The sequence below is a fragment of the Aestuariirhabdus litorea genome, assembly GCF_003864255.1.
GTDB lineage: Bacteria > Pseudomonadota > Gammaproteobacteria > Pseudomonadales > Aestuariirhabdaceae > Aestuariirhabdus > Aestuariirhabdus litorea.
Window position 1 is genome coordinate 1,216,344 of record NZ_QWEZ01000001.1, and the last position, 22,983, is coordinate 1,239,326.

The following is a 22,983-nucleotide window of genomic DNA, read 5'->3' on the forward strand; positions in this document are numbered from 1 at the left end:
ATGGAATCAGTGATTTTTGCGGTTCACCGTATTCCTTATCCACCTAACAAGGGTGACAAAATCCGCTCATTTCAGATGCTGAAAGCACTTTCCCAGGACTATAAGGTCATTCTTTACTGTTTCGTTGACGACCCCAGGGACCTCCAGTTTGTTGGCAAACTGAAGGAGCTCGCATCTGAGGTTTATTATGAAGAGTTGACGCGCTGGCAGGTTATAGCCAGAGCGGTAAAAGCGCTGCTCACGGGTCGATCCATTACCGAAGCCGTTTATTGCTCCAGACGTATGCGAGCCGCCCTTAAACAGCGTCTGTCGAATGGGGAGGTCCGTTCCATGGTCGCATTTTCCTCTTCCATGGGGCAGTACCTGCCCGACAGTACCAGCGTGACGAACAGTCCAACTACCCTGATAGATTTTGTGGACGTCGATTCTTTGAAGTGGAGAGACTACTCACAGCAGAAGAGAGTGCCAATGCGATGGATATACGGTCGCGAAGCCAAACTGTTGAGTCGTCTCGAAAAGGAACTTACCGCCCGCGCCGGAGTGTCCACCTTTGTAACCCGCGCGGAAAAAGAGCTTTTCTGCCGCCAACTCGATGCACACTCAGCCACGGTCAAGGTATTTGGTAATGGCGTTGATCTTGAGTTTTTTGACCCGTCGATAGAACACCCTTCACCCTATAATGCGCTGGGGATGATGGACCTTATGCCTATCTGTTTTGTCGGGGCGATGGACTACTATGCCAATGAGGACGCCGCCGTCTGGTTTATGGAACAGGTCATGCCGTTGGTCCTGAAAGCCAGGCCCGACAGTGGTTTTTTTGTGGTGGGCCGGGATCCCAGCCACCGCCTTAAGCGTATCGCCCGATCGACACCTGGCGCCTTGGTTGTTGGTGGGGTCGCTGACGTTCGACCTTATCTCCAGCACTGCGCCCTTGTGGTGGCCCCCTTGCGCATCGCTCGAGGGATGCAAAACAAGGTATTGGAGGCACTGGCGATGAATAAATTCGTCGTTGCCTCCTCGGCCGCTGCTGAGGGGGTCGATATCGACATGGGTAACCGCTGTATGGCGGCCTGTCGCTCTGCCGAGGAAATGGCTGCCGGGGTGCTTGCCGCCTTTGACCTGGAGCATGAGCATTGCGATGGCCGCCAGCAGGTGATGGCGCACTATGGCTGGCAGCCTCAAATGGAAAAATTCATGGGGCTGCTTAAGTGAGTTCTGTGGGTATCAACCCCTGGCCCAGGGCCCTACTAACATACCTGGTAGGAGCCGCTATTGTTCTGGTGGGGTATCGCGATACCCTGACCGATATGGTTCTTATCTGGAGCCGGTCAGGAACATTCAGCCACTGCTTTATTATTGCCCCCATCTGTTTCTATCTGGTTTATCGAAAACGTGCAGAGCTTCGAGGCTTATCGCCCTCACCGTCCTGGATCGGTTGTTTACTCGTTGCCCTTCTCATCTTTATCTGGACCCTGGCTGAAATTGTAGAGGTCCAGGTGGTTCAGCAGTTCTCACTGGTCCTGATCTTGTGTTCGTTGGTACTCGCCACTATGGGGTGGCGTGTAACTCTCACGTTACTGTTCCCTCTTAGTTACTCGCTCTTTATGGTTCCTTTTGGTGAGTTCCTTATTCAGCCCATGATGGAGATGACCGCATCCTTTACGGTCAAGACCATTGCTGCTCTGGGCATTCCTATTTATGTTGAGGGGCTTTTCTTTGAGCTTCCTACCGGGAACTGGTCTGTGGTCGAGGGTTGTTCAGGTGTACGTTACCTGATTGCGTCGACGGCTCTAGGAACGCTTTATGCTTATATCAACTACAACTCAATGCACAAGCGAGTGATTTTTATACTCGCGTCTATTGCTTTACCCATCGTAGGTAATTGGCTGAGGGCAACCGGCATAGTATTGCTGGGGCATTACAGCGGTATGCAGCTGGCTGTGGGTGTCGATCATCTCCTATATGGGTGGGTGTTCTTCGGGGTGCTGATGCTAATTCTGTTTATGGTGGGTAGCCGGTGGAGCGATCCACTTTCACAGTCAGCCATCTACAAAACCGCTCCACGCCACTATCGGCAAGGAGTGGCCGTGGCAATTCTGCTTGTGGTGCTTCCAGCAATCATCTGGTCAGTCATTGCGACCAAGCGTGAACCCCGTGCTGCCGATTTTAGCCTCGCTGTGAGTTACCAGGGCGCAGCCTTGGATCCAGACAATGGCCCCTTACCCTTTGAACCCCGCTTTCAGGCCGCCGACGCAAGCGGTCGTTTCCGTATCGATACCCCGTTGGCTCAGGGACGATTACTGGCCTATTGGTATGGCTATGGCCCTGAATCCAACAAGCTTGTTACTTCCACCAACCGGATTGTGCCGCAAAAAGACCCCTTATGGAGGGCTATAGCGTTGTCTGGCGAAGACGCTTCATGCCCCAGGAGTAATCTGTTAAGGGTCGAGTCAGCCACTGAGACCTATGAGGTTATCTCCTGGTACCTGATTGATGGCGCGGCTATATGTGACCCGGTTAAGGCAAAGCTCGCCCAGCTGCTGTTGCGGCTTAAGGGGGGGGAAGAGCAGGGCGTCCATATGGCGTTGATCCTGGAGCCTGGTTCGCGTTCCGATGCACCCGCTGCACTGGAGCAGCTGATTGCTGGGATACGTTATGAGGGGGTGGCTCATGCTCCATGAGACAACCTCCCCAATCTGTGTGATGCATGTTATCTACCGGCTAGCGGCCGGAGGCCTTGAAAATGGGCTGGTCAATATCATTAACCGTACACAGGGCCCGGAGATGCGCCATGTGGTGGTGGTGCTTTCAAGTGCCAGCGACTTCAGGCAACGCTTGCCCAACGAGGTTCCTGTCCATCTGTTAGAAAAGCGTGCCGGTAATGATTTTTCTCTTTACGGGAAAATCTATAGCCTGATTAAACGATTTCGCCCGGATGTCTTTCATACTCGTAATCTGGCCTGTATAGAATACCAGTCGATTGCCTGTTACCTCAGGGTCCCCCGACGTATTCACAGTGACCACGGATGGGATATCGAAGACCCCAATGGAGAAGCGCTGAAGCCTGCACTTATTCGCAGGTTATTTGCCCTGTTTACCACCCATTACGTTGTGCTTTCTCAACAGGCCGAAGCCTATGCTCTGGAGCGGGTCAGGGTGCCACAGAGGAAGCTATATCGTATATGTAACGGGGTGGATACAGCACACTTTAGCGTCGATGAGAGCCCCCTCTCAGGGACAGGCCAAGGGGTGCGTGTTGGCATCATCGCCCGGCTTGAACCGATAAAAGGCGTCCTGGCGGTTGTGGATGTAGCCAGACTTACCCAGGAGCTGCGTACAGAGGGGGATACCCCTGTCTGCTTTTCCATTGTGGGAGAGGGGGCGTTACGAGATGCTCTTGAAGCACGCATTAAGGCGTTATCCCTGCAAGGGGTGGTCTCTCTGGAGGGGGCGTCAAGCTGCCCCCTTGATTGGTACCGTCAATTTGATCTTTTCCTGCTAACCTCAAAAGCAGAGGGGATCTCCAATACGATTCTGGAAGCCATGGCTTGCCATCTTCCTGTCATTGCCACACGCGTGGGTGGAAACGCCGAATTGGTTGAGGAGGGGCGTAACGGTTATCTGTTTGAGGTCGATGACCTGGAAGGTATGGCACTTTGTATAAAGGGCTATGCCGAGGATGTCGATAAGCGTATTGCCCACGGCCATCACGGTAGGCAGCGGGCCGTTCAGCAATTTTCCATTGACGGTATGGTCAGTCGTTATAGCAAGCTCTACAGGGATGGGGGAAGTGTGTAATGTGCGGTATTGCCGGTGTGGTTGAAGTGGTTGTTCCCGCGATCATCGATATCGAGCGTGTTACGCGCATGACCAACAGCATGCAACACAGAGGGCCCGATGGAGCCGGTATCTTTCACAATGATCGTGTGGTGTTTGGCCATCGACGACTCTCTATCCTGGACCTGGACAACGGTGCACAACCGCTGGTGAGTGAAGACGATAACTTCGTATTGACCTATAACGGTGAACTATACAACTACCGAGAGCTACGCGAAGAGCTGAGGCTTTGTGGCCACTCCTTTCATACAGACTGTGATACCGAAGTGTTGCTGCATGCCTGGCAGCAGTGGGGAGAAGGAGCGGTTGACCGCTTCAGGGGCATGTTTGCGTTTGCGATTTGGGATCGTCAAAAACGTAGCTGCTTTCTGGTAAGGGATCGTCTGGGCATTAAGCCACTTTATTATACGATAGGTGAGGCCGGAGAGTTGATCTTCGGCTCCGAGCTCAAGGCCCTGTTAAGTTACGGGTTGCCGGAAAAAAAGCTGGATCCTACCGCGATCGATGACTACTTTGCGCTGGGCTATGTGCCGGATCCAAAGTGCATCTATAAAGGTGTTTATAAACTTAAAGCAGGACACCTCATCGAGTTTAATGCGGATACCCGCTCGCTTGAGGAGCGGCATTACTGGAAGCTGCGCCGCCAGGCGTTGACGAGCAAGGGGGATTCCACCGGAGAGGTCCTCAAGGCGCGACTTAAGGAAGCCGTTGAGCTGCGCCTGGTATCGGATGTCCCGGTAGGTGCTTTTCTCTCAGGCGGTGTGGACTCAAGCAGTGTGGCTACGCTGATGTCCCAACTCAATGAGGACCCGATCAACACCTGCTCCATCGGTTTTACCGAGGCGGACTTTGACGAAAGTGAATACGCCAGGTCCGTGGCAGATAAAATCGGGTCCAACCATATAACCCGCCAGGTGACACTGCTTGACGCGGATCTGATTGACCAACTTGCTCGAGCCTACGATGAACCCTTTGCCGACAGCTCCGCGTTACCGACATACCGCCTTTGCGCGCTGGCCAGGGAGAAAGTAACGGTCGCCCTCTCGGGCGATGGGGGAGATGAGCTGTTTGGCGGATACACCCGCTATCGATGGCACCTGAATGAGGAGCGGTTCAGGCGCCTCATTCCAGATGCTATTCGCTGTCCGCTGTTTACATTGGCGGCTAAGCTTTATCCGCGGATCAGTTTTGCGCCTCGCTGGCTCCGCCTCAAGTCGACGCTATCGGCGTTGGGTCAGGACTCGATTGGTGCCTATTTTAATAATATTGCGGTTATTCCTGATACGCAGAGACGGGCCCTTTATAACACCCCTATGTGCGATGCCCTGGCCGCCTATAAGCCCAGCGACCTGTTTCGACACTACGCCAAAGAGGCTGACTCCAGTGATCCGCTGTGGACGATTCAGTACATCGACATAAAAACCTATCTGCCGGGCGATATCCTCACCAAGGTCGACCGTGCGAGTATGGCCCATGCTTTGGAAGTGCGTGTTCCGATACTGGACCATCACCTGGTGGAATGGGGAGCCACACTGCCTCAGGATCAGCGTATCCGCGAGGGGGAGGGTAAATGGATTCTCAAACACGCAATGCAGGGAGAGGTGGACGACGAGGTTCTCTATAGAAAAAAAATGGGGTTTGGTGTTCCGGTGTCCCAGTGGTTCACGGATGAGCTCCGGCCACAGGTGGAGGCATTAGGTAACAGCCCCTATTTATCCCGCCTTGAGCTGTTTGATATGAAGCAGATAGCTGATTTGGTGAGCTACCATGTGCGCGGCTTGCAGGATAATGGGGCAGCCCTCTGGACCTTATTGATGTTCGAGGCTTTTTTGCGCGTTGTTCATTTTGCAGGAGAGGATGCGTGAAAATCCTGCATGTTTTTGACCACTCATTGCCACTGCACAGCGGATATACTTTTCGGAGCCGCTCCCTGATTCGCTATCAGCATGAAATGGGATATGAAACCTGCCACTTGACGGGCTCCAAGCAGGCCATTCATGCCGGACCCTCCAAGGGGCTCAATGAAACGGCCGATGGACTCGAGTTCTATCGCTGCCCAGCCCCTCCCCGGTGGGTTGCCCATAACAGAGTCTTACAACAGTTGCACGTGATCACCTGGCTTCTGATCCGCACCTATCAGGTCTGCGGTATTGAAAAGCCGGATCTTCTGCATGCCCACTCGCCAGCGCTGAATGGCTTTTGTGCCCTCATTATTGGCCGTATCCGCCGCATTCCTGTGGTCTATGAGATCAGGGCCTTTTGGGAGGATGCCGCGGTGGACCATGGAAGTACCCTTGAAGGTAGCTTCCGCTATCGACTGAGCCAGTGGTTCGAGGAGTGGGTAGTCAACAGGGTCGGTGGGGTGGTGACCATCTGTAATGGGCTTATGTCCGATCTGGCTGGAAGAGCAAAACTTCCCCGCTGCACGGCCATCGTGCCCAATGCAGTTGATGTGGAAAAATACCCCGATCGAACCGACACCTTAAAGCTGCGGTGGCATAACAGGGACAATATTCCGGTCGTGGGTTTTATCGGTTCTTTTTACCGTTATGAGGGGCTTGACCTCCTGGTCGAGGCTGTCTCGCTTCTCCACAAAAGAGGCGTAGCGCTCAAACTGCTTCTAGTGGGAGGAGGGCCGGAGGAGGAGAGGCTAAAGCACCTGGTGTCCGAACATGGGTTGCAAAACATTGTTGATATGCCGGGCAGGGTACCCCATGAAGAGGTGGATACCTATTACGAGCGGGTTGATGTCCTTGCCTACCCCAGACGCTCTATGCGGCTGACCGAAACAGTCACCCCCTTAAAACCATTGGAGGCCATGTCGATGGGGAGGGCCCTGGTGATGTCTGATGTGGGTGGCCATCTGGAGCTTATCCCGGACGGTACCGGCGTTGCCCTTTTCCCCAGCGGGGATGCCAGCGCGCTTGCGACTGCCCTTGAAAGCGTCTTTCATCGACTGCGACAAGATCGGGAGCTGGGTTTTTTGCACAAAGCCCGTCAATATGTAGCAGAACAGCGTAGCTGGGCCGCATCGGTCGCCAATTATGCTCCTTTGTATCAAGCGCTGGGGCGCTCCGATGGATAGCCACCCGCACCCCCGCCTGGTCGTTTTTAGCACACTGTTTCCCAGTGTGCTCGAGCCCTTGAAGGGATGTTTTGTTTACCAGCGTGTTCACCGTTTGTTCAATTCTGAGGGGGTCGTAGTGGTATCGCCACAGCCCTGGTTCCCACTTCAGGGGCTTCTTGGGAAACTCTATGGCCATTCCAGGACGATGAACCCCTATGAAGACCGGTTTGGTGTGTTGACGGTTTACAGGCCCAGGTTTTTCTCTTTTCCGGTGGTTGGTAAGTGGTTGGACCCCCTGTTTATCGCGTTAGCTTCCTATCGCACAGTAAAGGAACTGGCCGAGGGAAATAGCAAAGTTGTGTTGGATGCTCACTTTGCCTTCCCGGACGGCGTAGCGGCCGCGTACCTACAACGCTGGTTGCATCTTCACATGGTGGTCACCCTGCGGGGGACAGAAATCAAGCATGCTCGCTATCTCTCAAGACGTCGACTAATGCGTAAAGCGCTGGAGGAGGCTGATGCGGTGGTTGGCGTTTCCAATGCATTGCTAACGGCAATGGAGAAGCTTGGGTTCAGGTTGAAACGGGCAGAGCGTGTGGGTAACGGGGTCGATATTCAGCAGTTTTTTCCGCAAATCGATGCAGACTACAGAAGCACTCTGGGTTTCAATGAGCGGGATCGACTAATGATTACGGTGGGGGGGCTGGTCCCAAGGAAGGGGCAACACATAGTGATCCGCTTGCTTCCCGAGCTGTTGGAAGAGTTTCCCACACTGCACTACCTGTTGGTGGGGGGCGCCTCAGGTGAGGGGGATTACCGGCAACAGCTGGAGCAGCTGGCCACTGAGCTGGGGGTGGCAGATCATGTTCACTTTCTGGGTACCTATACCCCTGATGAGTTGCGCCCCTGTTTAAGCAGCGCGGACCTCTTTGTGTTGCCGACCAGCAATGAGGGGTGGGCGAATGTGATTCTTGAGTCGATGGCTTGCGGGACCCCGGTTGTCGCTACCAATGTAGGGGGTAACGCGGAAGTGATCAGCGATCCCGTGGCTGGCATGGTCGTAGACTACTCGCCCGAGGCGATTGCTAAGGGCATTCGAGAGGGGCTCAGATCCGATTGGGATAGGCCGGCAATCGTTGCCTACGCGCAGCATAACAGTTGGGATACACGGGTGGCCCGTCTGGAGTCACTCTACGATGAAATTTTTTCTACTGACCCAGAGGTAGGTCGCTGTGCGTGATCTGTTTGTCACCTCGGTTGTAGCGCTCTCGCTGCTATTTATCATTCGCCAGCCCTACGTGGGCGTACTGGTCTGGAGTTGGTTGGGTTACATGAATCCCCACAAGCTGACCTGGGGCTTTGCAACCACACTGCCGTTTGCGCAGGTCGTGGCGGTGACCACTTTGCTGGGGATGTTGTTTTGCCGTGAAAAATATCGCATGCCCCGTAATGGGTTGGTTTTTCTTCTGGTGGTTTACAGCCTGTGGTTACTGGTGACCACCCTGGACGCTCGCTACAGTGCCTACGCCTGGCCACAGCTGGAAAAGGTCTACAAGATATTGTTCATGACCTTCGTGACGCTTTATCTTATTAACAGTCGTCAACGGATTGAGCTGCTGGTCGCGGTGATGGCTCTCTCGATCGGTTTTTATGGCATTAAAGGCGGTATCTTTACCCTGATGACCGGTGGTGGATTCAGGATTATGGGGCCCCCAGGTACCTTTATTGGTGGCAATAATGAGATAGGACTGGCCTTAATCATGGTGGTCCCCCTGTTCAGGTACTTCCAGCTCTCATCGCCATTGGCTGTGGTGCGCTGGGGGGCAGGCATCGCCATTGCTCTGTGCCTGGTCTCTATCCTGGGAACCCAGTCTCGCGGCGCTCTTCTGGGGCTGTTGGCGATGGCTTTTATGCTCATCCTTATGAGCCGAAAGCGCTTTGTATTACTCGTCTCTATGGCCGTCCTGCTTCCCGCTTTAGTGATGTTTATGCCTGACAGCTGGCATAGCCGGATGGAAAGCATTGCCAATTACGAGCAGGACAAGTCTGCACAGGGGCGTTTTGATGCCTGGCGCTTTGCCTATGAGGTTGCCAAGGCAGACCCATTAACGGGTGGAGGGTTTGAGGTGTTCGCTGGCAGGACCGATGCCCACAGTATCTACTTCGAAGTGTTGGGTGAGCATGGCTTCGTGGGCTTGGCGCTGTTCTTGTCGCTGTTGCTGGGGGGCTGGTTAGTTTCCGGGAAAATGGTGAAGGAGCGATCGATGAAGTGGCGCTCGGACCTGATGACCATGGTTCGTGTAAGCCTGGTGGGCTATGCCGTTTCAGGCGCCTTTTTAGGGTTGGCGTACTTCGATCTTTTTTACCACATGCTGGCGTTGATCATCGTGGCTCGTACCCTCGATCAAGCCGCCGACCGGACCTTGTCTGCGGTATCAGGCCCTGAGGACCCTCATGCCGATAGCCCAAAGCATAGGGGAGCGCAGTGAGTAGACGCATTAAAGACTACCTGGAGGAGCGTTTGATTGCCCTGGCAAAGGGGGGGTATCGGCAGCTCAGGGGGAGCCCCGTCAGGCAGTGCATACTGGTGGCCGGAGTACAACGATCAGGCACCAATATGGTGATGGATGTGCTCGACCGCTCCCTGGATACGGACGTTTATCATGAAACCGATGACAGGGCCTTCGACAATTACCAGATGGTGGCCATTGACAGGGTTCTGGCGTTAAAAAAACGGAGCAGATCACGCTGCTTCGTGATCAAGAGTTTGTGCGAGCTGCAGCGTATTGATGCGTTAGCCCGTGCTTTGGATGACGCTAAAGTGATCTGGGTTGTGCGGCACTACCATGATGTCGTGAACTCAATGCTGGTCTCTTTTAAAAACCAGGCCAATCAAGTCAGGCGTATTGTTCGTTACCGCACTTCCGATGGCTGGCTTTCCGAGGGGATGTCCGACCAGACTTACGCTCTGTTATGTGAACTGGTCGATCCCGATACCCTTGATGATGCCTCGGCCGCGGCGTTGCAGTGGTATTTCAGGAATATCTTCTTTTACGAAAAAGGGTTGGACACAAGCGACAACCTGTTGCTGGTGCGTTATGAAGACCTGGTGCAGCAGCCCAGAGAGCAAACCGATAGACTCTACCGGTTTTGTGACCTGGACCAGGCTTATTATTTTCCTAAGGCGATCTACTCTACCTCTATCGGCAAACGTAAACCGGTGGCTATTGATCCCACCATCGAGGCGCTTTGCGCCGGGCTCTACCAGCGCTTTGTGGATTACACAGAACCGAAGAAGTGATCATTAAGCTCATTTTTCAGGGACTCAAGCAGCTCTGGTTGCTCTTGCGAACACTCCTCTTCCATTAAAGGGTCCAACAGCAGGTGGTATAGAGACCATCTGGGGCCACCGTGGCAAGGCTTGCGAACCAAAATCCAGGGTGGGTGTATGATCGCCCGGTCTTTGGCCTGGTCAATCATTTCCAGAGCGGCCTGGTCCAGAACAATGGTACCCGTTTCGTGGTCCGTTACATCCAGGATCTGGTCTATGTCCGGATAGTACAGGTGGTCATCGGTAGCCGAGGGGGGACGTGTGATCCAAACGCCGGTTTCCAAAAACTGTGTCTCAACGGCGGTACCCTCGCCAGAGGCGTAGTCTTGGGCATTACCCTTGTCCAGCTTGGGTGGGACAAGGTTTAGGCGGGCGAGCAGCGTGGGGAAAATATCCCTATTGGAGCAGAAGCTGTCGTTTACCTCGGGTGCCTGATTGGGCACTTTAATAATACAGGGGACGCGGTTACTGAAGAGACCATCCAGATTATTACCCTGTCCCCAGGAATTTTTTTCAAAGAAGTCGATGCCATGGTCAGAATAGATGACCAAGGCGCAGTCATCGTAGAGCCCGGATCGCTTTAGATGCTCGATAATGTCGCCAACTCGCTGGTCAAAGTTGCTGATGCAACCCTCGTACAGAGAGATCACCTGATCGAGCTCAAAAGCCACTTTAGGGTCTCTTTGGCTTTTGATGATCTCTTCGGGTTCGGTTAATTTGACCATGCAAAAAGGTGAGGAGGTATCCCGCTGTTCACTATAAAGGTTGTAGTAAGGGGCCTCAGAACCAAAGGGTGGATGTGCCGTTGAGATGAAGAGATTCAAAAGGAAGGGAGCATCCTCCTTGCTGTAGCGATTGATCGCTTCGCAAAAACGGTAGGTGGATTGCCGGTTCTGCGGGATACCGGCAGCGTAATGTATCTCGGGTAGCATTTTCTTTCCGATACGGCCAGCGCTGAACAGGGACAGAAACAAACGATACTGTTTGGCCCCCTGGCCTAACAGGTAGCGGATATTCCATTGATCCGCGGGTGTTTCCCGGTCCTGGAATCCGAAATCGTAGCGTGCAAAATCACTTCCGGCCCAATCACTGCATGTGGCGGTGCGGTAGCCCATAGCGGCGAGGGTATGAAGGTGGGATTTCAGGTTAACCGATTTGGGGTCGGTGAAGTTATCCCACAGGCGAGTCTGGCTGGGCCACTCGGAGCAAAACAGGGACGCCAGCGACGGAGCGGTGCGGGCGATCGGGGTAATCATGTTGGTATAGCGGGTGGCGTGGCTGCAGAGGCTGTCAAGATTGGGGGTGAGGGAAAGGCCCTTTGATGAAACCTTGCCCAGATAGTCCGCACGGAAAGTATCGCAGCCAATCATGATTATATTGGGTCTGCTGCGTCCTGGTTGTGAGGTATTGAACTTAACGGCTTTCGGCTTACCCCGGTAACTCACCATCAGGTCATACTGGAGTACAACCATGGCTAACGCAGGGAAGGCAGGAAGCATCCAAGTGGGCTCCCACAAAAGGTGAGCAATGCCTGCTATGGCTGCTACCCAAAGAAGCCACTCCATGGCTGTGACCAGTCCCTCCGGGACCAGACTGCGTAGTCGGAGCCAGTGTCGACTCCTTATGCTACTGTTGACTGCGATGGTCGCTGGGTTTTCATAGAGCATAGCCAGGACGCGTAGTAACAGGATTCCCAAAGCGACTGCAACTGATAAAGCCAGCAAGGCCTCTGGGGGAAATTGCAAGTGGAGTGGTGCTCCTATGCCGAGAAGGATGAAACTACTGTAGCTGATCAGAGCGGAGAGTATCAGGGTTGAGATCAGCCATTGGCGAGCGATTGATAGAGCGGCAAGTGAGCGAAAGCGAAGCACTACGGATTTAGAGATACCGGGGCCCGTCCGCTTATAGGCACTGAGAGAAAGCAGCAGTATAAGGCTGGAGAGGCTGGCCCCCATGAGCAGTATCATAATGAGGGGCATGAGGTTACCCATGTTTGCGCTCACTTTTAGCATCCCTATATCGGCCAGTGTAGGCCGTAATTTCGCCTGCGGTGCTGGCGCTTCGCATCAGGTAAAACCTGAGTCTCGCAAGGGGCAGTGGAAGCAGTAGCTGGCATAGGTTCAGTGCCAGCTTGGTGAACAGAAAACGGGGAGGTAACCGGGGCTGTTGAATCTGGATATAGGCAGCAGAGCGGCTGCGCGAATAGGCTTTGCGTAACAGATAGCCAAGGGTTAAGCGCTCCGTATCGGCCCAGTGGTACTGTATGGGGGCCGGATGATAGAGAATCTTATAGCCTTTGGAGAGGGCGCGTCTGACGTAGTCTCCGTCTTCGCCCCCTCCGAGATTATGGCCGGAAGGGCCCAGGTTCTCATTGAATTGGCCAACCTGCTGCGTCACCTCCTTTGCCATCACCAAGTTACCCCCTCCGGGAAGCCGGTCGTCCAACGCGATTTCGCAGGGACCTTGGCCAAGATCGTAGTGAGGGATGGGTAGCGGGTAAACGGGATATTTCTCGCTATGTATCCACTGGGGCTCCTCTCCATCCCAATCGGGTATGATCCTTCCGCAAAAGATTTTGTAGGAGGGGTGCTTCTGTATTAGCTCTTCTATTGCACAGAGAAACCGGGTATCGACCCGGTGGTCATCGTCGATATAGATCTGGAAGTCACCCTTAAGCTGCGTGAGGGCATGGTTAAGCGCATAGGATTTTCCGGCACGTGGCTCGCGCAGGAGTCGGAGAGGAAAGGGGTACTCAGGTTTGAGGCTGGCGATCATCGCTTCGGTGTCATCGGTGCAATGATTAGCCACAACGGTAACTTGGAGGTGCGACCCTGAGGGAGCATTCGCCCTCGCAACAGATCGGAGCGTTCGCTCAAGCAGCCAGGAACGGTTGTGAGTGCAGATAACAATCTCTAGGCGCATTGACCTTTTTCCTTGTCATGGCGTCGGTCACGATATCCACGGATCATGCCCATCGTGTGGGATACCGTCATCCACTCCCGTATTGCCGGTGAGAACTGGCGCAAGGAGTGAAGCGTGGCGGTGGCTGTTTGGGTGGCTAGATTGCGATACAAGAATTTAGGCGCGCCAAACAGTCGCCTCTCGTACATCGGTTCGCGAAAGCGCCCCCGGCGGTAGCCCGCACGGTGATGAAGGTTGAGAAAGTAGAGACGTCGCAGGCGCCACTCCTCAACATAGTGGTCGACAGCCATCCCGGGAATGTAACCTAGCTTGATCGATTCGTTCTCCAGAAATTGGCGAAACATTATGCCATCCTCTCCACCACCCACCACATTACCTACGCGGTTGAAGTTTTTGTTGAATCTAAGCTCCGGGTAGCGGCGGAATATTTCCATTCGGTAGGCGATGTTAGCGGTCCATAACGGATGTTGGTCGTTACGGATCTCAAAGTCTTGATCACCGTAATCAATGGCTGCCAAGAAGGGGAGTAGCTCATCGCTGAGCCAGGCGGGGCGTTTGTTATCGAACGCGATCAATACCTTACCGCCGACAACATGGTACCCCTCTTTGAGGGCTAGGTAGGCTGACTGGATCAACCCTGGAAGAGGAATTTCGTCATCATCGATAAAAATCATGAACTCGTCGTTCAGACACTCCTCCAGCGCTCGGTTTCTGGCGGGGACTATGCCCTGTTCCTGTTCCGTCACAAAATCCAGTGGATGCCCCGGGAGTTGCTGTAGCGCCTGCAGGGTGGCTAGGGTGTGATCGCGGCTGTTGTTGTTGATGGCAAGAATACGAATGGGGATCTCACACTGCTGTTCCCGAATCGATGCAACCAGACTGGGAAGATTTTCCGCACGGTTGTAGGTGCAAAAGCAGAGCGTGATGCGTGTGCTCATAGAGGGTTCCTGTGCGATTTTAGATTGGCCGGTTTCCTGGCTATCATACTTTTAACCATATAGCTCAACAGCGCGCCTTTATCGGCATTATTGCCACCCAAAATTAATTTTCGCTGAAAGCTTGTCAGCGAGTCGCCGTTCTCGATGGTGATGCGTTTAAGCTGGTACTCCGACTCGCTGGCCGAAAGGCGACCGGCTTCAGTGCAGCAGGCGTACTCAAATCCACAGCTTTTAACGGTTTCGATCACGCCAGGGTTATAGCGACCGTAGGGGTAGGCTAGGCCTGTGACCCGCTGGCCCGTCAGCTCCTCCAGAAACCCCTTGGCCTCGGTAAGCTGCCTGCTCAACTGTTGCTGCGGTAGTTGGGTCATATCCTCGTGGGTCGCGCCGTGAACCGCGATCTCGATACCGAGCCCAGCCAGCCGTTTGATATCGGTCAGTGACAGCAGCGGGAGACTACGATCACTACCCGGCCAGTTACTCTGGCCACCAATATGGTTGGTCACGACAAAGAGCGTTGCAGAGAACCCCCTGGCCAGAATCAGCTCCAGAGCCTCCAGCGTATTTGCATAGCCGTCATCAAAGGTTAAAAGAAGGTTGGCACCGGAGCGCCTGCCCAGGGCGTCGGTGATCGATCCGGCGTTAAGGCCGGCAGCTTTGACCGCGTTGAGTTGACGCTCAAAATCAGCCAGGGCCAGTGACCATCGCCAGTTTTCTCCGCCTTTATGGGTGGAGTGGTACATCAGGGCCGTTTGAGGTAACCCCGCGAGTAGTTGGTTTTGCAGTCGGGTAATCATCGGCCGGGGGCTGCGCTGCTGAAAATCGAGGAACTGATCACTATGATCGCTCGGTATTTGGGGACTGACTAAAGGCCGGGTCTGTACCTCCAAAGATAGCAGCGGTTTTGCTTGCAACGGCTTCCCAGGAGAACTCTGTATGAGCCCGTTGCTGTGCGCTGTCTGCTAGCTGGCTGCGAAAGCGCTCGTCCATCAGTAACCGATAGACACCATCGTAGACCGCGTCGACGGAGTCGCCATCACAGTTAAGGCCGGTTTGTTCGTGGAGCACTGCCGAGACGACTCCGCCACTGGTTCCGGACACTGAGGTTTTTCCACAAGCGGCCGCTTCCAGGTAGACCATGCCGAAGCCTTCGACATCGCCATTCACCTCACGGTTGGGCATAACGAAGAGGTCGCAGGCTTGATAAAGGAGGGGCAGCTGTTCGGCCTCAACGGCACCCAACAGTGATACGGCCGGGCAAAGCTGCTGATCGTCGACCAACTTCTGCAGGTAGTCCTGATCTTCGCCGATTCCGGCAATGGCATAGTGTACGTTGATCCCCTGCTTTCGCAGGCGTCCAGTGACCTTAATCATGGTATCGAACCCCTTGCGGCGCGATAACCTGCCCACCGAGAGCATTAGAAGGGTCTCGCCCTGTTGCAGTAGCTGATCCCTCAGGGTGCTGACCTGGGCGTCACCGCGGGGGGTGAAATCCTCAATCATGACGCCCGGATGGATAAGGCGAATTCTTTGCGGGTCTACCCCAAGTTCCACGAGCCGTTCGGCTGTAAAACGGCTGTTGGCGATGACCATATCGCAATGGCGATAGGTCCACCTCATGAGCCAGCTTTTAATGGGGGTGCGCCAGGTCGTAATCTCCTCCCCGTGGGCGTAGATCAGGCAGGGCTGGCCGAACAGGCGCGCCAGCACTAGTGCGATCAACCCTTCGGGTAATACCCGGCCGGCATGGTACTGCCGTGGACGGTGACGCCAAGCGATTTTAAATCCGGACCATAGCAGACGCAGGTAGATCGCCAGCGACTCGGGACGCAACCAGGCCACTCGTTGCAGGTTAACCCGGTGGATACTGTTGGGGTGCTCCGCATCGACCGCTGCATCGCCGGCTGTGGCGGCGGTCAGAATATGCACCGATCTTCCCCCGAGGTGGCGGTAGACCTGATCAAACCAGACGGCGGTTCCACCCTTGGTGGGCGCAAAGAGCTCGGTGATCACCAGTGCGGAGTAGTGGGTATGGCTCATTGAGCTCCTCCCGGGCTGGAGGCCTGAATGGCCAGCGAGGCCCCCCGCATTGGCGGAGCCTCTCCGGCGCTGGCGGAGTGCTGTACCCTATCCATCCAGACTCCTAGGGCCATCAGTATCCAAGCGAGTTCACCAAAGTAGTGGGCATGCTCCCCGGCATTGAGCCTCATCACCTTGTCGGCCAGGTTAGGCCTGAAGTGGTCGAGCCCTGAGAGTGAGCTGATGGCATCGAAGGTCAGCTGTTGCAGCGCTTTGTCCTCCTGCAGCCAGTACCCATAGGGAAGGCCAAATCCATGTTTGGATTTTTTGATGATGGTCTCGGGCAAGAAAGTGCCCATGCTGCGTTTGAAGAGGTAGCGCAGCTCCTGGCGATGGACTTTCAGGTGGGAGGGGATCGATGTCGATAGATCCACCAGCGCATCATCCAGCATTGGGTAGCGGACCTCTATGCCCGCCAATGAGCACATACTGTTGACCTTGACCAGGTCGTTATCGCAGAGCGTAAATTTCCAGTCGAGGTAGAGCATGCGGTTGAGGCAATCCCCTTCGACTTCGGTGTAGCGGTGACGCTGCAGCTGCTCGCATGACTCGCTGTTGTATGCGGCTAAATAGTCCTGCGAGAGGAACTGGGTGAGATCAACGCGCTTGAGCAGGTTATAACTTTGCAGGCGATCGGGAAGCGGCGTACTGGCCTGCTCGATGTAACTGTTGGCTTTTGCCAACAGTCTCGGGCCTTTGGAGGCCATTGAGAGGAGGGCGCGCACCCCTTTTTGCAATGGAGGGGGAAGTCGGCTGTAGTGCTCAAAGAGAAGTTGTTTTCGGTAGCGCTCGTTACCGCCGAACAGCTCATCACCACCGTCGCCGGCCAGCAGGATTTTTTTTCCATCCCGTTGTGCCAAGGCAGCGCAAAAGTAGGTCGGGACGACGCTGGAGTTGCCGAACGGCTGCTCCAGTGCCCCGATGATCAGGGGGAGCTGGGCAACCAGCTCATCGGGCTGGATCGAATGACGGGTGAGGCGGGCGCCAAAATGGTCGGCGGCGCAGCGGGCGTATGGGCTTTCGTCGTACCGCTCGACCGGGAAACCGATGGAGTAGGCGTCCCGACCCTGGGTATAGCGGCACATCATTCCGGTGATCGATGAGCTATCAAGACCGCCGCTCAGGAAGCTTCCCGCTCCTGGCTCGTAGCGATCCACGACGGCTTGTTGAAGTTGGTGGAATAACTGCTCTTCAAGGTCGACCGCCAAGGCGGTTGACGGGACAAAGTCCGGTCTCCAGTGGGTATGGGTTACCAGCTCTCCTGATTGCAGATTGAGCCTAATCGATTGGGCAGCATCGAGGCGACTGATATTCCGGTAGAGGGTGATGGGTGCCGGTATGCAGTGGAAGTAAAGATAGTGAAACAGAGCTGCAGGGTCGAGCTCGGGGGTGGCTTCGGCCAATGCGACCACCCACTGGAGGCTGGTTGAAAAAACCTGGACCCCCTGTTGGCGGCTATAAAAAAGAGGGATCTGACCGAAGCGGTCGGCACTCAGTAGCAGGGTCGAGTTCGCAGGGTCCATCGTCAGGCTTAGTGCCGGGGCGGCCATAGGGGCAGACCCGGACCAGGTGAAACGATTCGCGGTCGAACGTCGGATATGTGCCTGTGGGGGTAGCGCATCTGCCATTCCGGGTTCACATCCGGGCAAGACCATCCCGATGGCGTTGCCTTTGGCCAACTCTCGGTAGTGGGTCCAGGCACAAGCAGGCAGAGAGGCTACCTGGCCTGCGCAGACAAGTAGTTGCTGTGATGGCATTCCTTTGCGAACTCGCTATTTTTTGTTGATTATCTAAGGCTTAAGTCTAGGACATGGGGGGATAGCGGGGGGAGAAAGCTGAGACTCTTATATAGTATTTGGCGATAAATAATTATTATTCATCGCTTTTGTTTTTATTGTGGGGCGAGGTTTAGCGGCGATCTGCACTACACTGAAATGGGTTTGATCCATTGTGGAGGGAGGCTGTGTCTAGTTCGAGTACGAGTGGTGGAGGATCTCGGCATATCGGTGGTTGGGGAGCGCTTTTGCTCGGCTTGGTGCTGTCGAACCATGCTCTAGCAAATCGGGTAGAAGATGATGAGATGGCTTTCCTGCCTCCCTACTGTTGGGCCCGGATGCGACCGAGCAACGAGCAGGAGGTGAGTCAGTGGGAAAAGGTCCTTGGGCCGGACTTTATGCACGTCCATCACTTTTGCACGGCCCAGGCCTTTATGCGCCGTTCCCTGGATCCCCGAAAAAATGCGATGGACAAACGGTATGATGTTCAGGTCGCCAAGAACAACCTGGAGTACGTTTTTAGTCACCTAGAAAATCCAGGCTATGTGCTGCTTCCCGAAATCAACATGCTCATGGGAAAGGTGTATGAGCGCTTGGATGAGCCGCTTTTAGCGGTACGCTATTACGGCCGTGCCATCGAGCTGAAGCCGGACTTTACACAGGGCTATGCGGTGTTCTCCGATTATTACAAGCACCAGGGTAATATGGTCAAGGCTAGGGAGCTACTTGAACAGGGGATCGCGAAAAACCCGGACTCGATCATTCTTAAGCGGCGTATCGAACGCCTTGAGACCCAAGAGTCCCCCTAGGAGGGGAGAGAGGGCCCCAGCGGTATCCGCCGCTGGACTTGAGGCGGAAGCAGCGAGAAGAGGATGTGACGCAGATCGGATAGACGCCACTTGCCCCTTCTCAGCAGATAGCGAAACAGCTGGCTGCTGGTGTCTAGGTTGGCATGCCAGAAGTTTCCATAGGCCTTGCGTCGTACCCGGTCCCAGGTCCAGTACTCTATCTGTTCCGGGGTAAAGCGGGCGGCAATCTCGCTGTGCTGTTTAAGGAAATCGAGTTGTACCTCCAGGTGAACGATCACCAGTCGGGCTTTCTGGCTGGTGATCTGCCCTGTACCATGGAAGCGGTAATAGGCCAGAACTTCGGGTACCAGGGTCACTTTTATATCCGGCGAGGCGCGTAGCCAGAGGTCAAAGTCCATACAGCAGGGTAGGGTTTCATCGAACCCGCCCAGTCGCTTGATGAGCTCGGCACGGGTGAGGGCAGCATGGATAGGCCAGATATTTTCCCGCATCAGCGCCTCAACAAGCCCCTCCTTGCTGTAGTCGGGGGGGACGTATCGAGGACAAAGCTTCTCCGGCAAGCCGGTTCTTTGCCACCCGCAATAGCTTATGTCGGCGTCGCTTGAGCGGGAGGCAGTCAGCATGGCTTTAAGGAACTCTGGTTCCCACCAGTCGTCGGCATCAAGAAAGGCGATAAACGCTCCTTTTGCAACTGAGAGTGCATGGTTTCTTGCCTTTGCTGCACCCAGGTGATCCTGTTGGATTAACTTGATACGAGGGTCACTCAGGAACGATTCTACCAGATCGCTACTGCCATCATCAGAGCCATCGTCGACGATGATTAACTCCCAGTATCTGAAGGATTGCTCCTTTACGGAGGTGATGCTCTGGGCAATGAAGGCTGCCGCGTTGTAGCTGGGCATTATGATCGAAATCTCGATTTTATCGGTGGATAGCCTCACGCTCGGGTCCTTTGGGGATGAATGCCCCCTTAGTTAAGATCAATTTTCACCACATTGGAAATGGCGCTCAGATTTTGGTCGCTATCCCAGCTTTTGATGGCCAGGTAATAGGTTCCGGAAGGCAGCTGGTCGATGGGTAGCCCCTTATCGAGTCCAAACCAGGCGTAGGGTAAAAGCTCCCTTAGGGTAAATCGTTCGGGTGTTCCGGCAGCAGATGGCAGCGGCTCTCCGGCAACGTGCTCGGCCATCCAAAATGCGTCTACCCGCTGCCAGTTCGGGTCCTCGAGAGGGAACTTATCCAGTTCACGCTCAATGGCATCCTTGTCGACGCGAAGATTGAGTTTTTTCTTGCCCTTGGACTGATTGCTTATCAGCTGCTCCACATCCGCAAGCGCTTTGTTTAATGCGGGCAGCCGCTGGGGATGGTTGCTGGCGGCGTACTCCACTATCGGGCGATTACTGAGCTTCACGAAATAGCGATCTGCGTGGCCGCTGGGCCCATCGTCCGTGGGGCTGCTCCATTGCAGCTGTATGCCACCGGCTCTTGATGCCTTTACCACTGTAAGGTCGAGGATGGCATCCGGTGCCTGGGTGGAGCGCTTGGCGATGCCGGCGGACTGCTCCCAGTTCACCACCTGGGTAAACCAGGGGCGGATCCAGCGGTTTTTTGCGCTCTCTTTCACCTGCTCATAACGCGTCCTCAGCCTAGGGTCGCCCGAGTAGTAGTAGAGCAGTGGAAAGGCTTGCAGGTAGCGGTCATGCCAGATCGGCTTGATGGGCGGGGAGGAAGCACCGTAACGGGTATGGGGCATAGCGGTTACTTCGTTAAACAGGCCCAACTGTGGGTAAAACAGCGCGTGGTTGGCAAAGTAGTCGGCCTGCCCCCAGAGGGCATCCAGAATACGTTCGTCCCGGTAGGTCTTGTAGGCCTCATGCAGGGCCAGGGGCGCCTGGGCCTCCATCCAGGTTTTGGCGTTCGATCCGTAGAGCTTGTTGCTGAGGGGGCTGAAGAGCTCGGGATGATCCCTGTCGATGACGAGGTTTTCCGGGCTATCCAGTGAGCCCAACACCTCATCTTTCCAGTTGCTGAACTGGCCGTGCCGTAGACGCAGCAGGGTCAGCGCCCGACGGATCTGCCAGCGGGCAAAATAATCCATCACCGGATTACCGGTGGCATGGAGTCCGGCCAGGTTGGTGTAGAGCATCCAGTTATAGATACGCGAGTAATGGGCGCGTCTGAGGGCGTTGCGGTCGCGTTCAAATAATTGGGTATCCTCCAGTGGGGGAGGGTTGCCCTGGAACATCCGCAACGACTGGAAGTTGAGCCCCCAACTGACAAACCCGTTGATGGTTTCGAGCGCCCAGGGGGAGCCGGTCAGGTAGTACCATTCGAACATCCGAAACAGGGCGTAGTGCTCGATATCGGGCAGCCATTTGTAAAAGTTGAGGTAGCTCTGCCCCTCACTCTTCTCTTCGCCGTCCTGGCTGCTGGCCCACAGGTAGATCTCCTTGCCACCGAAGCCCGCCGTTTGGTTCCATTGGTCGAGTTGCTGCTTGATGCCTCGATAGGGGGCCTCGGAGTTCCAGCTCAGTGGCCCCAGCCGATAGTTAAGTCCCGGATTATGGGTAATACTCCAGCGGCTTCGCGCCTCTTCCCGCTCCAGGCTTTCCCCACTGCGCTCCTGCAAGGGCGCCAGCCAGCTCGAATTCAGGCTGCTGTGGTGCCCACCCGAGTTGTAGCTGCGCTCCTCGCCGTAGCGACGGTATCCTCCCCGCTCCGCTACCCAATGACGTTTGCTTGATCTTACAGGAGGGTAGCCGCTAGCGGCGATCTCCTGATACCAGACTTCGGTATCCTGATACCAGCGCACGGGGGCCATGGCGCGCAGTGGGTATTGTGCACTTTGGGCGATCGATGCCAGCTCCTGCGGGCGGGCGGGGTAGGGAAAGGCCGCCAGCGTCAGGTCGTGGTAGGTACGCTCTCCGATATCGAGCTGGTACCAGGGCTTCTTATGCTTTGGTGAGGTGTTTGGGGGGAAGTCCTCTGGCCTAGCGTTAAACTCCACTTCAATGCGTTTTTCTTGCACTCCCAGCCTCTGTGGGGCCAGTTGCCAGAGGTCGGCCAGAGTTAGCATCAGGCTGGCCTGCTTGCCACTAACGGCGAGATAGCGGGCGATGGCATCCTCTTTCTTAGAAGAGGGATCCGAGGCCAGCAGCGGCCCTGGACGGGTCAGATAGCGCCCCCCCTTCTTGATGTTCTCGGGCGCACCCTGACCCAACCAGAAAGGTTCAGATGAGGAGTTGCTCGAACTATGGATCTGATCTTGATCCGTGCCTGACAGTCCGTAATAGAGTTTAGTTGGCGGTAGTGCAAGACTGATATGCCAGCCGCTCATGTGATAAGGCAACACCCAAAAAGGCTGGGAGGGACCGCTGTTGCCGATACTGTGTTCGATGCGCAGCCGGTTGCTGTCGCGATAAAGGTGGATACGGGTCTGGGTATGGTAAAAGGGTGGCTGGAAGGTACTCCCGTCTGCAGGCTGGAATCTCCCCCTGATCAACACAACGGCCCTTTGGCTGCCGTTTATCTCCAGCGTGACCTGGTCGGTTTGGTACTGACTGACGAAGCGTTGGGCTGGAATATTGACTGCTACCCGCTTACGTTCTTTATTCCAGCCGTGGGTATTCCAGGCGCTTCCCTGCATATGTTCGGCGTAGGGGGCCGGGTAGGACTCCATCACCAGTCCGTCCCCGGACTTGGCCGCCAGCAGGGGGATCCCGTCGATCGCCAGGGCACTGAGCAATCGGTTTGATTTGAGGTCGATCTCCAGGGACAGGCGACCGTTGCCCAGAGTCCAGCGATCGTCACTCCGCTGCAACTGGAGGAAAGGGGGGGCCGGTGTTGAGGGCCGGTTGGTGAGCCAAAAGCGTCGCTTCTGGTCCGCATCGAGGCTGGTTTGAAAATCGAGCAGTACCCACCGAATGGAGTTGTCCCGTGCCCAGTAGCGGCTAAGGACGGATATTTGGCAGGGTACCTCATTGCCCTCATCATCCTCCAGGCGCAGCTCCCCCGGCTCGTTTACCAGCCCATAGGGTAGAGGGACTCCACTACTGACGGGGGTGTTATGGTGAGGGGTTGATCCACGATCCCAGAGCTCCAGGGGAACGCGAAAGTGGGTGCCATCCCACTCATAGTCCTGCTGATTGTTGATCAGCCTTGCACCCGCCTGGGGGGCTAGCAGCATTGAGAGCAGGAAGCTGTAAAAAAAGATGCGGGGCTGCAA

17 protein-coding genes are annotated in these 22,983 nt (G+C 55.2%); 9 read left to right on the forward strand and 8 right to left on the reverse strand.

From position 1 onward, the window contains the following. The 8 genes from D0544_RS05655 (at position 1) to D0544_RS05690 (ending at position 10,205) form a co-directional block, all read left to right on the forward strand. Positions 1 to 1,212, forward strand: coding sequence for a TIGR03087 family PEP-CTERM/XrtA system glycosyltransferase (locus D0544_RS05655; RefSeq protein WP_125015021.1), 1,212 nt, complete (start codon positions 1 to 3; stop codon positions 1,210 to 1,212). Positions 1,213 to 1,217: 5 nt separating this feature from the next. Further along, positions 1,218 to 2,681 (forward strand): exosortase A, encoded by a 1,464-nt coding sequence (gene xrtA / locus D0544_RS05660; protein WP_164880846.1) that lies wholly within the window; start codon positions 1,218 to 1,220, stop codon positions 2,679 to 2,681. Next, on the forward strand, positions 2,671 to 3,798 hold the full coding sequence (locus tag D0544_RS05665; protein WP_164880847.1) for a glycosyltransferase: 1,128 nt from the start codon (positions 2,671 to 2,673) through the stop codon (positions 3,796 to 3,798). Before xrtA ends, D0544_RS05665 begins: the two co-directional genes overlap by 11 nt. Continuing rightward, the gene (locus tag D0544_RS05670) at positions 3,798 to 5,702 is read left to right on the forward strand and encodes an XrtA/PEP-CTERM system amidotransferase (RefSeq protein WP_125015024.1); all 1,905 of its coding nucleotides are present in this window, start codon (positions 3,798 to 3,800) and stop codon (positions 5,700 to 5,702) included. The genes D0544_RS05665 and D0544_RS05670 overlap by 1 nt, the downstream gene beginning before the upstream one ends. Further along, a complete protein-coding gene (locus D0544_RS05675) occupies positions 5,699 to 6,922 on the forward strand; it encodes a TIGR04063 family PEP-CTERM/XrtA system glycosyltransferase (protein WP_125015025.1) in 1,224 nt (407 codons plus the stop codon). The genes D0544_RS05670 and D0544_RS05675 overlap by 4 nt, the downstream gene beginning before the upstream one ends. A gap of 187 nt (positions 6,923 to 7,109) precedes the next feature. Beyond that, positions 7,110 to 8,144 carry a glycosyltransferase gene (locus D0544_RS05680; protein WP_243647300.1) on the forward strand — a complete coding sequence of 345 codons (1,035 nt, stop codon included), beginning with the start codon at positions 7,110 to 7,112 and terminating at the stop codon, positions 8,142 to 8,144. Then, positions 8,137 to 9,393, forward strand: coding sequence for a putative O-glycosylation ligase, exosortase A system-associated (locus D0544_RS05685; RefSeq protein ID WP_125015027.1), 1,257 nt, complete (start codon positions 8,137 to 8,139; stop codon positions 9,391 to 9,393). Before D0544_RS05680 ends, D0544_RS05685 begins: the two co-directional genes overlap by 8 nt. After that, a complete protein-coding gene (locus D0544_RS05690; protein WP_125015028.1) occupies positions 9,390 to 10,205 on the forward strand; it encodes a sulfotransferase family protein in 816 nt (271 codons plus the stop codon). The genes D0544_RS05685 and D0544_RS05690 overlap by 4 nt, the downstream gene beginning before the upstream one ends. Here D0544_RS05690 and D0544_RS05695 read toward each other — a convergent pair. The 6 genes from D0544_RS05695 to D0544_RS05720 all read right to left on the reverse strand — a co-directional run bounded on the left by D0544_RS05695 (position 10,184) and on the right by D0544_RS05720 (position 17,724). Beyond that, a complete protein-coding gene (locus tag D0544_RS05695; RefSeq protein WP_207905770.1) occupies positions 10,184 to 11,734 on the reverse strand; it encodes a sulfatase family protein in 1,551 nt (516 codons plus the stop codon). The two genes, D0544_RS05690 and D0544_RS05695, sit on opposite strands and share 22 nt — an antisense overlap. A gap of 484 nt (positions 11,735 to 12,218) precedes the next feature. Beyond that, entirely contained in the window at positions 12,219 to 13,157 is a 939-nt protein-coding gene (locus D0544_RS05700) for a glycosyltransferase family 2 protein (RefSeq protein WP_125015030.1), read from the reverse strand. Further along, the gene (locus D0544_RS05705; RefSeq protein ID WP_125015031.1) at positions 13,148 to 14,095 is read right to left on the reverse strand and encodes a glycosyltransferase family 2 protein; all 948 of its coding nucleotides are present in this window, start codon (positions 14,093 to 14,095) and stop codon (positions 13,148 to 13,150) included. Before D0544_RS05705 ends, D0544_RS05700 begins: the two co-directional genes overlap by 10 nt. After that, positions 14,092 to 14,892, reverse strand: a complete 801-nt coding sequence (locus tag D0544_RS05710; RefSeq protein ID WP_125015032.1) for a polysaccharide deacetylase family protein — start codon at positions 14,890 to 14,892, stop codon at positions 14,092 to 14,094. Before D0544_RS05710 ends, D0544_RS05705 begins: the two co-directional genes overlap by 4 nt. Before the next feature lie 40 nt (positions 14,893 to 14,932). Next, complete coding sequence (locus tag D0544_RS05715) at positions 14,933 to 16,135, reverse strand: glycosyltransferase family 4 protein (protein ID WP_125015033.1); 1,203 nt, start codon at positions 16,133 to 16,135, stop codon at positions 14,933 to 14,935. Then, positions 16,132 to 17,724 carry an asparagine synthetase B family protein gene (locus D0544_RS05720; RefSeq protein ID WP_164880850.1) on the reverse strand — a complete coding sequence of 531 codons (1,593 nt, stop codon included), beginning with the start codon at positions 17,722 to 17,724 and terminating at the stop codon, positions 16,132 to 16,134. Before D0544_RS05720 ends, D0544_RS05715 begins: the two co-directional genes overlap by 4 nt. Before the next feature lie 587 nt (positions 17,725 to 18,311). Between D0544_RS05720 and D0544_RS05725 the strand changes: the two genes are divergently transcribed. Then, positions 18,312 to 18,758, forward strand: a complete 447-nt coding sequence (locus tag D0544_RS05725) for a tetratricopeptide repeat protein (protein WP_125015035.1) — start codon at positions 18,312 to 18,314, stop codon at positions 18,756 to 18,758. On the opposite strand, the gene D0544_RS05730 is transcribed toward D0544_RS05725, so the two are convergent. Both D0544_RS05730 and D0544_RS05735 read right to left on the reverse strand, forming a co-directional pair. Then, the gene (locus D0544_RS05730; RefSeq protein ID WP_125015036.1) at positions 18,755 to 19,660 is read right to left on the reverse strand and encodes a glycosyltransferase; all 906 of its coding nucleotides are present in this window, start codon (positions 19,658 to 19,660) and stop codon (positions 18,755 to 18,757) included. The two genes, D0544_RS05725 and D0544_RS05730, sit on opposite strands and share 4 nt — an antisense overlap. Positions 19,661 to 19,728: 68 nt before the next feature. Next, entirely contained in the window at positions 19,729 to 22,983 is a 3,255-nt protein-coding gene (locus D0544_RS05735) for a hypothetical protein (RefSeq protein ID WP_125015037.1), read from the reverse strand.

What these genes read in the sequence shown, in the direction of transcription:
- D0544_RS05655 (WP_125015021.1), top strand. Translation starts at nt 1, where the DNA reads ATGGAATCAGTGATTTTTGCGGTTCACCGTATTCCTTATCCACCTAAC.
- D0544_RS05665 (WP_164880847.1), top strand. Translation starts at nt 2,671, where the DNA reads ATGCTCCATGAGACAACCTCCCCAATCTGTGTGATGCATGTTATCTAC.
- D0544_RS05670 (WP_125015024.1), top strand. Translation starts at nt 3,798, where the DNA reads ATGTGCGGTATTGCCGGTGTGGTTGAAGTGGTTGTTCCCGCGATCATC.
- D0544_RS05680 (WP_243647300.1), top strand. Translation starts at nt 7,110, where the DNA reads ATGAACCCCTATGAAGACCGGTTTGGTGTGTTGACGGTTTACAGGCCC.
- D0544_RS05695 (WP_207905770.1), bottom strand. Translation starts at nt 11,734, where the DNA reads ATGCTTCCTGCCTTCCCTGCGTTAGCCATGGTTGTACTCCAGTATGAC.
- D0544_RS05700 (WP_125015030.1), bottom strand. Translation starts at nt 13,157, where the DNA reads ATGCGCCTAGAGATTGTTATCTGCACTCACAACCGTTCCTGGCTGCTT.
- D0544_RS05705 (WP_125015031.1), bottom strand. Translation starts at nt 14,095, where the DNA reads ATGAGCACACGCATCACGCTCTGCTTTTGCACCTACAACCGTGCGGAA.
- D0544_RS05710 (WP_125015032.1), bottom strand. Translation starts at nt 14,892, where the DNA reads ATGATTACCCGACTGCAAAACCAACTACTCGCGGGGTTACCTCAAACG.
- D0544_RS05715 (WP_125015033.1), bottom strand. Translation starts at nt 16,135, where the DNA reads ATGAGCCATACCCACTACTCCGCACTGGTGATCACCGAGCTCTTTGCG.
- D0544_RS05720 (WP_164880850.1), bottom strand. Translation starts at nt 17,724, where the DNA reads ATGGCCGCCCCGGCACTAAGCCTGACGATGGACCCTGCGAACTCGACC.
- D0544_RS05730 (WP_125015036.1), bottom strand. Translation starts at nt 19,660, where the DNA reads ATGCCCAGCTACAACGCGGCAGCCTTCATTGCCCAGAGCATCACCTCC.